The sequence below is a fragment of the Citrobacter sp. Cpo015 genome (assembly GCF_030333035.1).
Classification (GTDB): domain Bacteria; phylum Pseudomonadota; class Gammaproteobacteria; order Enterobacterales; family Enterobacteriaceae; genus Citrobacter; species Citrobacter portucalensis.
On sequence record NZ_JAOWGS010000019.1, the window covers coordinates 727,913 to 740,182 of the forward strand.

The following is a 12,270-nucleotide window of genomic DNA, read 5'->3' on the forward strand; positions in this document are numbered from 1 at the left end:
CGGAGTTGTCATGTCGTTTTCCTGTCCTCTTTGCCACCAGCCTCTTACTCAAGCGAATAACAGTTTTGTCTGCCCCGGGCTGCACCAGTTTGACGTGGCGAAAGAAGGGTATGTCAACTTACTGCCGGTTCAGCATAAACGATCGCGCGATCCGGGTGACAGCGCTGAGATGATGCAGGCGCGACGGGCATTTCTTGATGCCGGGCACTATCAACCGTTGCGTGATGCGATTGTGAATGTGCTGAAAGAGAAGTCGACTTCAGAAGATGCAGCGATCCTGGATATTGGCTGTGGGGAAGGGTATTACACCCATGCGTTTGCCGACGCGCTGACGGGTTGTACAACCTTTGGTCTTGACGTCTCCAAAGTGGCAATTAAAGCTGCAGCCAGACGCTATCCGCAGGTGACCTTTTGCGTTGCCTCCAGCCATCGTCTGCCGTTCGCAGATGAGTCAATGGATGCCATCATCAGGATCTACGCGCCCTGTAAAGCGCAAGAGCTGGCACGCGTGGTTAAACCGGGGGGATGGGTTATCACCGCCACGCCGGGACCGAGTCATTTAATGGAACTGAAAGGGCTTATTTATGATGAGGTGCGTTTGCATGCGCCGCACACAGAGCAACTGGACGGTTTTGTTCTGCAACAGAGTATTGCGCTGGGGTATCAGATGCAGCTTCAGGGCAGCGAGGCCGTTGCGTTACTGCAAATGACGCCGTTCGCCTGGCGGGCAAAGCCGGAGGTGTGGGAAACGTTAGCGGAGAAAACGACGTTTGACTGCCAGACCGACTTTAGTATTCATGTCTGGCAGCGTCTGAATTAACCGTGGAAGTGTGCCCAGAGGATCTGGGCACCGATACCAATCAGCACCACCCCACCCAAAATTTCTGCTCGTTTGCCCAGCATCGGGCCAATGAAACGACCAATCATCATGCCGAGCGTGGACATAATCAATGTGGCGCAGCCGATGGCCAGCGCAGTGGCAATAATATTGACCTGCAGGAAAGCCAGACCCACCCCGACGGCCATTGCGTCGAGACTGGTGGCAATGGCGGTGGTAACCAGCAGCCAGAAACCATGACGGCGCTGCGGTTCTTCATCCTCATCACCGTTATCGCGAAAACCTTCGATTATCATTCGCCCGCCTAAAAAGATCAGCAGAATGAAGGCGATCCAGTGGTTCCACTCCAGCACGAATTTGCTGGCCAACATACCCATGCCCCAGCCAATCAGCGGCGTAAGCGTTTCAACTGCGCCGAATATCAGACCTGTGCGCAATGCTTCAGAAAATTTGGGTTTATGCAGGGTGGCACCTTTGCCAATTGATGCAGCGAAAGCATCCATCGACATGCCGAAAGCGAGAAGAACGGTAGCGGTGAGATTCATAACAGCGTCCTGACCGGGGTATCCATAAAACACATCACTGCCCCCAGTAACCATGCATACAGGCCGGAATCACTGTAAATACAGCGCCATTCAGATATGCATTGCAGTTGATGTGCCTATGGTCTCGCCTGACTGAACCTGTAAATTCAGTCCGTACGCGCCACGTTTTTCAACGAGTATGTTGACACGTACATTTCCGGAGTCTGGAAATCGGCTACTCCCCAACGACGGGCGCAACCTTAACATATTTTGAGAATATAAAACAAGAAACGCAGAAATAATATTTGACTTCTAATTGAAAACGATTTTCATTTAGATTTGTTTATAAATAAAACGTTAAAATAAATAACATTGTGGACAGTTAAATATAGCCTTGGCTATGTTAGTTTTTATACTGATATATAAAAAACATAGTTCAGGCTATATTTATAAGTTATTGATTTGAAATTAAAAGTTTATATATCTTCTCAAGATCGTCTATATTTCGTACGCGGATCAACAATCTTCGATGTTCTAATTGCATCACTAATACACCGTCTTCAGATAAATTCATCTCTTTAATGCGGTTATATTCAATCCAGACGTTGGCGAAGAAAAAACCTTTCTGCTTGAAGATGATTTTTGGCGTACGGATCCAGAACAGATACAACCCCATCAATACCAGTGCACATAATAACCATGTGGTAAATTGCGCGCCGTGGCTGGTGATGTTGTTGTAGATAAGAATAGCTACCAAGCCAAGGAAGATAACGCTGTCAACTCTGCTGCGGGGAAGCAGGGAGACAGTAAGCAGAGTAGTGCCATTACGGCGGGGCATGATGAACTGATCGTAAATGGCATACGCCAGCAGCGAAAAGATAAATAGAACCAGCACCAGGTCCGTGATAGTCATGAATCCTCAACCCTCTAAATAGAAAAACCGGGGGCAAGCCCCCGGTGATGCACAACAGTCTTACAGGCCGAGCAGTCCGACAGCGTAGCCCGCAATACCGATGACGAAGAAGCCAACGATGATCCACAGCGGGTTCACTTTCTTACGCAGCAGCCACATACAGGCGAATGTCAGCAGCAGAGGAACCAGACCCGGCATCAGCTGGTCAAGGATAGTCTGCACGGTGGTAACACGAGTCTGACCATCCTGACCGGTGATAGTGGAAACCACCAGCGGGATGTTTACGTGCGTCCACTTGTTAACCAATGCCCCCATGACAAACAGGCCGAGAATTGACGCCCCCTCGGTCAGTTTCTGCAGGAAGCCGCCGCCCATATCTTTAACGATATCGACACCTTTACGGTAGCCATATGCCACACCGTAATAACGGGTTGCCAGACGAACCAGGTTAAACAGGATGAAGAACAGCAGTGGCCCCAGCAGGCTGCCGCTCATCGCAATACCTGCGCCGAGTGCGGCGAAGACCGGACGTACGGTACCCCAGAAGATCGGGTCACCGACGCCTGCCAGCGGACCCATCAGACCAACTTTGATACCGTTGATGGCACCATCGTCAATCTCTGCGCCGTTTGCACGCTGTTCTTCCATTGCCAGCGTAACGCCCAGTACTGGAGCCGCTACGTACGGATGGGTGTTAAAGAATTCCAGGTGACGCTTAATCGCTTGCTTACGTGCATCGTTGTTTTCCGGGTACAAGCGGCGGATAGCCGGTACCATGGAGAAACAGAAACCCAGCGCCTGCATACGTTCGAAGTTCCATGAACCCTGAAACAGGTTAGAACGAATGAACACGCCACGAATGTCACTCGGAGTGAGTTTTTTCTCGGTGGTAGTTTTAGTCATATCAACCATTTCGCTCACCTGCTAGTCCAGTTCGTTATCGAGATCGTTATTGCCAGCCGCCGCAGCAGGTGCACCGGCTACGCGGTTATATTTCGGGCTCAGCTGAATGTAGAGGATGGCCATGACTGCGCCAATCACACCCAGAGCAACCAGGTTGAAGTTAGTAAATGCCGCGGTGACGAAGCCGAGGTAGAAGAATGGCATCAGATAGCCTGCGCGCATCATGTTGATGACCATCGCATAACCAACCACTACGATCATACCGCCTGCGATGTTCAGACCACCGGTTACGACTTCCGGAATGGCGTTAAGCATGCTCTGAACTTCACTGGTACCAACAGAAATCGCTACGATTACCGCCGGGATAGCGATACGCATAGCCTGCAGGAACAGCGAGGATACGTGCAGCCAGGAGAGCGCAGTCAGGTTACCGTTTTCGGCTGCCTTATCCGCTGCGTGCTGGAATGCTACGGTGATTGTACGAACGATAATGGTCAGTACCTGGCCTGCTGCTGCCAGTGGGATAGCCAGCGCGATACCGGCACCAATGCTTTGATGACCCGCGATAACCAGAACGGTAGAGATAATTGAGGCCAGTGCGGCATCTGGTGCAACCGCAGCACCGATGTTCATCCAGCCCAGGGCGATCATTTCCAGGGTACCACCGATGATAATACCGGTTTTCATATCCCCAAGAACGGCACCAATCAGCGTACAGGCCACCAACGGACGGTGGAACTGAAATTCATCGAGTACCGACTCCATACCCGCGATACATGCGACGATGAACACCAGCACAATCTGAAGAGTGGTAATCTCCATTGTACTTCTCCTATTGCTATACAGACTTAAGTGTGAAAACTAAGTAAATGCCAGGGAATTATTTCACCTTGGCAATCAAATCCATCATTTTCAGTTTCTGATCGGTAGAAACCTTACGGGCCTCAAGTTCAATACCGCGTTCGTTGAGTTTCTTGAAGGCTTCGATGTCTTTGTCATCGACAGAAATTGCGTTGTTTACCTGCGTTTTACCCTGACGGAAAGCCATACCGCCAATGTTCACGGAGGTAATTTTCACACCACCTTCAACGATACGTTCTACGTCGGTTGGGTTGGTGAACAACAGCATCACACGCTCACCTGCATATTTCGGGTTGTTGTAGACGCGGATCATTTTCGCGACATCAACCACATGCGCCGTCACACCCGGAGGTGCTACCTGAGTCAGCAGCGTTTTACGCACGGTATCGGCGGCAACTTCATCACTGACGACGATAATGCGCGTTACGTTGGTTTCTTTGGTCCAGCGAGTTGCTACCTGACCATGGATTAAGCGGTCATCAATACGCGCCAGGCCGATCTGCATATAATCGTTCGGCCCCATCGGTTTCGCGGGGGTTGCTGCTTTCGGTGCCGCGACGGGGGCAGGAGCGGCTTTTTCCACCGGTTTTGCTTTCAGCGCTTTCACGCCTTCGCTGCCGGTTTCAACGGCCAGTGCCACTAATTCATCAAAGCTTGGGTTGTCATCACGCGCCATGAAGGTCTCAACCAGCATGGGAATGTTCACACCGGCGATTACTTCGTAATGCTCTTTATCGACGACAATGCGGCTCGCAGCGTTAAACGGGCTGCCTCCCCATGTGTCAACGAGAAACAGCACGCCTTTACTGGTATCGAGTTTTGCCAACTGAGCGTTGTACTTTTCGATCAGCGTTTCAGCATTTTCGCCTGGAACGAAATCGATCCAGCCGACGTTTTCCTGCTCGCCTAACAGCATCTCTGCCGTCTTAAGTAACTGCTCTGCAGCCCAACCATGTGTGCCTATTACAATAGCAATGGTCACTTGCTACCTCCTTTATTATCGTTAACACATCAACGTGAAGATGTATTTGAATCGTCGTCCGCAATCGAATCGATTCAGATAAGGGTTACAAAGAAAAACCTATGATTTTCGTGAATTATTTTAGATATCGAAAAAAATATTTTATGTGATGAAGATCCGTAATTTAACTTCCGATTAAAAGAAATTTCGAAGGGTAAAATATCTCCGAAACAACTTATTGCAAAGGAAGGTAAATCTTTGCTAAAAACAGCTTCTCTCTGTTATGTTTAGCATCTGTTTAATTACTCAGGAGTATAGGGCAGTAGCCCACCATATGGATCGTCACCGACGTCATTTCACCTTCAGGCCGTATCAAGCCTGTCAGATTGGCACTTTTTGCCACAAATTTTCTCTGCATATCGCTTTAACGCCTGAGATCCTCAGCGCGCAGTTTGGTCATTCCTTAAGCAGGAGCTTGTCATGGAATTATTAATGGACCCGCAGATTTGGGTGGGTTTGCTCACGCTTGTCGTTCTCGAAATTGTTCTGGGTATTGATAACCTGGTCTTCATTGCGATCCTGGCTGATAAGCTGCCGCCGAAACAGCGTGATAAAGCGCGTTTAATCGGTTTGTCACTGGCACTGATTATGCGTCTGGGCTTGTTGTCCGTGATTTCGTGGATGGTGACGCTGACAAAGCCGCTGTTCACGGTAATGGACTATGCGTTCTCGGGGCGCGATCTGATTATGCTGCTGGGGGGTATTTTCCTCTTGTTCAAGGCTACGACAGAGCTGCATGAGCGGCTGGAAAACCGTGAACATGATACCGGCCAGACGAAAGGGTATGCGAGCTTTTGGGTTGTCGTAACGCAGATTGTCATCCTCGATGCGGTGTTCTCGCTGGATGCCGTGATTACGGCGGTCGGCATGGTCAACCATCTGCCAGTGATGATGGCGGCAGTAGTGATTGCCATGGCCGTGATGCTGCTGGCCTCTAAGCCGCTGACACGATTTGTGAACCAACACCCGACGGTGGTGGTGCTATGTCTGAGCTTCCTGTTGATGATTGGTCTGAGCCTGGTTGCCGAAGGGTTTGGCTTCCATATTCCGAAAGGTTATCTGTATGCGGCAATTGGTTTCTCGATCATCATCGAGTTGTTTAACCAGATTGCCCGTCGTAACTTTATTCGCCACCAGTCGACGCTGCCGCTGCGTGCACGTACTGCCGATGCAATCCTGCGTCTGATGGGCGGTAAACGTCAGGCCAGCGTGCAGATGGAATCCGATAACCCGGTGCCTGTTCCTGTCCCGGAAGGCGCGTTTGTGGAAGAAGAACGCTATATGATCAACGGCGTCCTCTCCCTGGCGTCGCGTTCGTTACGCGGGATTATGACGCCTCGTGGTGAAATCAGCTGGGTTGATGCCGACCTGAGCGTGGCAGAAATTCGCGAGCAGTTGCTCTCTTCACCTCACAGCCTGTTCCCGGTGTGTCGTGGCGAACTGGATGAAATCATCGGTATCGTGCGTGCTAAAGAGCTGCTGGTGGCGCTGGAAGACGGTGTGGATGTGGCGGCGATTGCCTCTGCTTCTCCGGCTATTGTTGTTCCGGAGACGCTGGATCCGATCAATCTGTTAGGCGTACTGCGTCGTGCCCGCGGTAGCTTCGTTATCGTCACTAACGAGTTTGGCGTAGTACAGGGTCTGGTCACGCCGCTGGACGTATTAGAAGCCATTGCCGGTGAATTCCCGGATGCCGATGAAACACCTGAAATTATTGCTGATGCAGGTGGTTGGTTGGTCAAAGGCGGTACCGATCTGCATGCGTTGCAACAGGCGCTGGACGTGGATACGTTAGTGAATGAAGACGAAGATATCGCCACGGTGGCAGGTTTAGTCATTGCGGCTAACGGCCATATTCCACGCGTAGGTGATGTTATCGAGGTTGCACCGCTGAGCATTACGATTGTCGAAGCGAATGACTATCGTGTGGATTTAGTTCGCATTGTTAAAGAACAACCCGCTCACGACGAAGACGAGTAATCGGGTTTAGCGAAACGGCATGACGGGCATACTGTGTCGCCCGTTATGTCGGGTGGGCGGCGGCGTGCTGCCCGCCAGCCATTTTGGGAAATCACGCAGCGGCATTGGCTTTGCGTACAAAAAACCTTGCAACAAATGTACGCCGTGTCGGCGCAAATGCTGAGCCTGCGCCTGGGTTTCAACGCCTTCCGCCACCAGTTCTATATTCAATTTTTTCCCCAAAGCGATAATGATGTCTGTGACGGTTGAGTTCACGGCGTCTGTTCCTATTGCCGAAGTAAATGATTTATCGATCTTCAGCACATCCGGGCGGAGTTTTTCCAGCCAGGAGAGCGAGCTGTTACCGGTACCGAAATCATCAATCGCCAGTTTTACGCCAAGACGATTTAATTCGCGTACGACCCGATAATCCACATCCAGTAACGCATCTCGTTCGGTCAGTTCGATAACCAACTGCTGGATTGGGTGCTGGCTGAACCAGTACTGATTAAGATCTTTTAGCAGCGTGCCGTTACGAAAATGGCTGGCGGCGACATTAATCCCAATATGAAACTGACTGCTCATCGGGAAAACGTGTCTTTGCTGAATGGTTTCTGCGATGACATGACGGGTTAGCGGCACAATCAGGTTGTGCTCCTCAGCGATGGGAATAAACACTTCCGGAGAGATCCAACCCTGGCGTGGGTTATTCCAGCGTAGAAGAATCTCCACGCCCATGCATTGCTGGGTTTGCGCATTAAGCAGCGGCTGGCAAAATAGCTCGAATTCCCGAGCAGCAAGGGCCAGATTAATCTCCCAGGAAAAACTCATTCTGCTGGCGGTCGCCAGACATGCCAGGTAACCCACTAATAAACTTAGGATCACCGCCAGCGGCAGCTGTGTTGGCAGATGTTTAATCGCCAGTTCACTGGGACCGGGGCCGGTGACGCTAATGGTAAACGGGAAATGTTGAGATGACAGCTGGTAGCGTTTTTCATCATTTAGCTTAGGCAGAGTATCGACCACACCTTGATCATACAGTAGATGCCGATTACCAACGGTTAAGCTGGCATCGGTGATCTGCGGCGGCTGGGGTTCAAGCAACATAGACGACAATAAATCAATATTGACGATTTCCAGCACGCCATCTTCACCATCGGCAGAGGATGGATACCATTGCGTCAGAATCGGGCTGCCTTTTATCAGCGAATGGTCAGTAGACAGCAGCAGTTGCGGTTCCCTGCTGGGTAATTCGGGCTGTAGTTGACGAATGGGGACATTGCGATACCCAAAAATGCTGGAGCAATAGAGGATCCCGCTTTGAATCAGATTAATAGAACGCACCGTTTGCAGTCTTGCGGCATGTTTGCTTAACGGTAAACGTGCCACTGAGCAGGGGAGGCCAATTAACGGCAGCAATACATCACGTCCGGTCTGCAAGGGTAAAAGTACGTCATCCAGTTCTTCTACAGCATGGTTGGCAAAGGTGACGATATTTCGGTGATTTAAATTACGCTCCGAAATAAATCGAACAGTTAATGTGAGGATGAGCGTCAGTAGTGCACATACTGTGCAAACGATTAAGCGATTCCGGCGATAATTTTTAATGATCCGTTGTGCTGTTTGCATGCGGGCCGCCCGATAAGCCGTTGGTCACAGAAGCCAACAGCAACAGAGCAAGTGTAGTGGGGAAAATTACAGTAGACGAGGGAGAGGGGGCAAATTCGCCCATCCGTCGCAGATGGGCGAAAATTAAGTATTAGTCACATTGAACTTTGATTGCCAGGCCACCGCGTGACGTTTCGCGGTATTTGGCGTTCATGTCTTTACCTGTTTCGTACATGGTCTCAATGACTTTATCCAGCGAGACGCGCGGCGCGCTGGTACGGCGCATTGCCATACGCGCAGCGTTGATCGCCTTCACTGAAGCAATGGCGTTACGCTCAATGCACGGAACCTGTACCTGACCGGCAACCGGATCGCAGGTTAAGCCGAGGTTATGTTCCATGCCGATTTCGGCAGCAACACACACCTGCTCAGGGCTCGCGCCCAACAGTTCAGCCAGACCAGCGGCAGCCATGGAGCAGGCTACGCCCACTTCACCCTGACAACCTACTTCTGCACCAGAGATTGAGGCGTTCATTTTGTACAACGCGCCAATTGCACCGGCCGCCAGGAAATAGCGGGTATAGATATCGGGGCTGACGGACTCGATGAAATGATCGTAATAGGCCAATACCGCAGGCACGATACCGCAGGCACCGTTGGTTGGCGCTGTCACCACGCGACCGCCCGCGGCGTTTTCTTCGTTAACGGCCAGCGCGAACATGTTCACCCAGTCGATCACGTTCATCGGATCGTTGGACAGCTTATCGCTGGAAACCAGCATACGACGCAGAGCTGAAGCACGACGAGGAACGCGCAGCGGACCCGGCAACACACCTTCGGTGTTCATGCCACGATCGATACAGGCCTGCATGGTTTGCCAGACGTGGCCAAAGTACTCTTCAATCTCTTTTTTGCTGTGCAGAGCAAGTTCGTTCTGCATCGCCATGCCAGAGAGAGACAGGCCGGTGCTATTGCAGTACTCCAGCATTTCAGTCGCGGATTTGAACGGATAAGGCACGCTGACCTCGCCCGCGGCATCCTGACCAAAATGTTCTTCATCAACGATGAATCCACCGCCGATTGAGTAGTAGGTTTTGCTATAAATGACGGTTTCGCCATTGTACGCATGGATCTGCATTCCGTTTTCATGCAGCGGCAGGTTGCCGTTGTGAAAACGCATCCCGTCATTCTGCGGGAAATCCACTTCGTGCTGCCCCTGTGCAAGCAGCAGGCGTCCACGCGTTTCTACGTCGCGGATAAATCCGGGGATGCTATCAATATCCACGGTAGCAGGCTCATTGCCCGCCAGACCCATAATAATGGCGATATCGGTGTGGTGACCTTTACCCGTGAGCGACAGTGAACCATACACGTCGACGGCGACACGAGTAACGCTGTCCAGTAATCCTTTTTCGACCAGGTCATCGACGAACTGTTTACCCGCCTTCATAGGCCCTACGGTATGGGAAGATGAGGGACCAATCCCCACCTTAAACATGTCGAATAGACTAATCACGATAATACTCCTACAGGGCGACTGGGCTTTCCAGTAACGATGTTATAACTGCGCATAGTGTAAGAGGGAACGCGGCGATCGGCTTAACTATTCACATGAATTAAACTAATAGATAACCGCGGTTTTACTAATGTTGTGACCTGAGTTTCAAGTTGTCTATGGCGCGCGTAAAGATAAGTATAGTCAGGGCTTGACGCCAATTTGCAGCGCCAGCTCACGAATTATTCCGGCAGTCATTCCCCAGACGAAATATTGCTCATACCAGGAAAGCCATACGCGATGTGAATCGCCACGACGGTAAATATCCAACGGGTGGTAACGACCTAAATGCAGGGCCTGGGCCAGCGGCATTTCGAACACGGCTGAAACTTCATCTTCACTGGCACGATACGGCAGATTAGGCGGGATAATGCCTACCACTGGGGTGACCTGGAAACCGGTCACGCTGTCGACTGGCGGCAGAACGCCGATCACTTCTACGCATGAAGGTGGGATCGCCACCTCCTCCTGTGCCTCGCGAAGGGCGGCGGCAATTAACGAGGCATCACTGCTATCCACCGCCCCACCGGGGAAGGCGACCTGTCCGGCGTGCTTGCGCAGGTGAACGGAACGCTGGGTTAACAACAACCCCGGCTGTGGACGACGCACGACGGGGATCAGTACGGCGGCCTGGCGCTGGTTTAACGCGGCATGATTGACCTGCGGGCGCAGGAGTTGAAAGCGCGATAAGAAATCATCAAGCGTCAGGCTGCTGTATTCCACGTCTCAGTTCTCCAGTTGGTGCAAAATACGATTCACTTTATCAAATGTTTCCTGATATTCAGCGTCTTCCTGACTGTCCGCCACTATGCCGCCGCCAGCGGAACAATAAATTTGTCCGTTTGTGGCTGTCAGCGTGCGAATGGTGATGCTGGTATCCATATTGCCGCAGAAACTCAGATAACCGATGCTGCCGCACCAGGCATTACGTCTTTGTGGCTCCAGTTCGTCAATAATTTCCATCGCCCGCACTTTCGGCGCACCGGTAATAGAGCCGCCGGGGAAGGCGGCGCGTAGCAGATCGGTGGCGTGTAATGACTCTGGCAGACGTGCGGTAATGGTGCTGACCAAATGATGAACGGCAGGGAACGGTTCGACGACAAACAGCTCCGGAACCTGTACCGAACCCGGTACGGCAACGCGGCCAATATCATTACGCATCAAATCGACGATCATCAGGTTCTCCGCACGATCCTTCGGCGAATTCGCCAGCCGCCGGGCCTGCTCACGATCGGCATCGGCATCTTCAAGCCTGGGCAACGTACCTTTAATAGGACGGGTCTGGATATGCTGGTTCTCCAGCAGAATAAAACGTTCTGGCGAAAGGCTGAGGATAACGCCTTCCTCAAGACGAATAAACGCGCTGAACGGGGCGCGGTTAGCGTGATTGAGTTTGACAAATGCCTGCCACTCATCCCCCTCGTAACGCGCTTGAAAACGCTGCGCGAGGTTGACCTGGTAACAATCGCCGCTGTGCAGATAGCCCTGTACCTGGCGGAATTTTTCGCCATACCGGGCGCTGCTCATATTGGACTGCCACGCCGAGGTCAATGTAAACGGCTCACGCGTTGGCGGTTGTTGCGCGTCGAGCCATTTCAGGCGAGCCTCGACATCGGTATGGCTGAGCAGCGATACGGTCTGCAACTTGTGGTCAACAATCAGCGCCCAGTCGTAAATGCCAACGGCCATATCCGGTAGCGTAATATCGCGCTCAGCAATAGTGGGCAGAGATTCAAAGCGTCGGCCAAGGTCGTAGCCAAACAGACCTAACGCGCCGCCCTGAAACGGCAGATCCGGGTGATACTCGGGGTGAATCTTGTGTGCAGCTAGCGCGGAATGTAATACCGTCATTGGATCATCAAGCGAGCGCGTGATTGCGTGCCCGTCCTGCACTACGGTCTCTTCAGCACGTGTAACCAACGTGGTGACGGGATCCGCCACCAGAATATCAAAGCGGTTATGCGGATGGTCGGCTTGACCTGAATGCAGCAGCATCGCCCAGGGCAGATGGCTTAATGTCGAAAAATAGCGTTCAGCGGCGTCCTGACGCCAGGGTAATGTGATTACTGCGGGAGATAACGTCTTCAT

General features: G+C 51.7%; 12 protein-coding genes. 3 read left to right on the forward strand and 9 right to left on the reverse strand.

From position 1 onward, the window contains the following. Positions 1-10: 10 nt before the first annotated feature. Positions 11-820 carry a 23S rRNA (guanine(745)-N(1))-methyltransferase gene (rlmA, locus tag OGY67_RS03600; protein ID WP_286573475.1) on the forward strand — a complete coding sequence of 270 codons (810 nt, stop codon included), beginning with the start codon at positions 11-13 and terminating at the stop codon, positions 818-820. Here the strand turns inward: rlmA and mntP are convergent. The 5 genes from mntP to manX all read right to left on the reverse strand — a co-directional run bounded on the left by mntP (position 817) and on the right by manX (position 5,021). After that, the gene (gene mntP / locus OGY67_RS03605) at positions 817-1,383 is read right to left on the reverse strand and encodes a manganese efflux pump MntP (protein ID WP_020996621.1); all 567 of its coding nucleotides are present in this window, start codon (positions 1,381-1,383) and stop codon (positions 817-819) included. The two genes, rlmA and mntP, sit on opposite strands and share 4 nt — an antisense overlap. A 433-nt stretch (positions 1,384-1,816) precedes the next feature. Next, complete coding sequence (locus OGY67_RS03610; RefSeq protein WP_008785029.1) at positions 1,817-2,275, reverse strand: DUF986 family protein; 459 nt, start codon at positions 2,273-2,275, stop codon at positions 1,817-1,819. 60 nt (positions 2,276-2,335) lie between these two features. Then, positions 2,336-3,187, reverse strand: coding sequence for a PTS mannose transporter subunit IID (locus OGY67_RS03615; protein WP_003833769.1), 852 nt, complete (start codon positions 3,185-3,187; stop codon positions 2,336-2,338). Positions 3,188-3,199: 12 nt separating this feature from the next. Beyond that, positions 3,200-4,000 (reverse strand): PTS mannose/fructose/sorbose transporter subunit IIC, encoded by an 801-nt coding sequence (locus tag OGY67_RS03620; RefSeq protein ID WP_003021004.1) that lies wholly within the window; start codon positions 3,998-4,000, stop codon positions 3,200-3,202. A 58-nt stretch (positions 4,001-4,058) separates the two neighbouring features. Next, complete coding sequence (manX, locus tag OGY67_RS03625; RefSeq protein WP_003833768.1) at positions 4,059-5,021, reverse strand: PTS mannose transporter subunit IIAB; 963 nt, start codon at positions 5,019-5,021, stop codon at positions 4,059-4,061. A gap of 313 nt (positions 5,022-5,334) precedes the next feature. Between manX and OGY67_RS23760 the strand changes: the two genes are divergently transcribed. Further along, positions 5,335-5,493, forward strand: a complete 159-nt coding sequence (locus tag OGY67_RS23760) for a protein YoaL (protein ID WP_370766360.1) — start codon at positions 5,335-5,337, stop codon at positions 5,491-5,493. Further along, positions 5,481-7,040 (forward strand): CNNM family cation transport protein YoaE, encoded by a 1,560-nt coding sequence (gene yoaE, locus OGY67_RS03630; protein WP_008785026.1) that lies wholly within the window; start codon positions 5,481-5,483, stop codon positions 7,038-7,040. Before OGY67_RS23760 ends, yoaE begins: the two co-directional genes overlap by 13 nt. A 6-nt stretch (positions 7,041-7,046) precedes the next feature. On the opposite strand, the gene pdeD is transcribed toward yoaE, so the two are convergent. The 4 genes from pdeD to pabB all read right to left on the reverse strand — a co-directional run bounded on the left by pdeD (position 7,047) and on the right by pabB (position 12,270). Beyond that, positions 7,047-8,648 (reverse strand): cyclic di-3',5'-guanosine monophosphate phosphodiesterase PdeD, encoded by a 1,602-nt coding sequence (gene pdeD / locus OGY67_RS03635; protein ID WP_286573477.1) that lies wholly within the window; start codon positions 8,646-8,648, stop codon positions 7,047-7,049. Between the two features lie 130 nt (positions 8,649-8,778). Next, entirely contained in the window at positions 8,779-10,143 is a 1,365-nt protein-coding gene (sdaA, locus tag OGY67_RS03640) for an L-serine ammonia-lyase (protein WP_003833765.1), read from the reverse strand. 183 nt (positions 10,144-10,326) lie between these two features. Beyond that, positions 10,327-10,905: a CoA pyrophosphatase gene (locus OGY67_RS03645; RefSeq protein ID WP_003020991.1), complete on the reverse strand. Its 579-nt coding sequence runs from the start codon at positions 10,903-10,905 to the stop codon at positions 10,327-10,329. Positions 10,906-10,908: 3 nt separating this feature from the next. Continuing rightward, positions 10,909-12,270 carry an aminodeoxychorismate synthase component 1 gene (gene pabB, locus OGY67_RS03650; protein ID WP_020996620.1) on the reverse strand — a complete coding sequence of 454 codons (1,362 nt, stop codon included), beginning with the start codon at positions 12,268-12,270 and terminating at the stop codon, positions 10,909-10,911.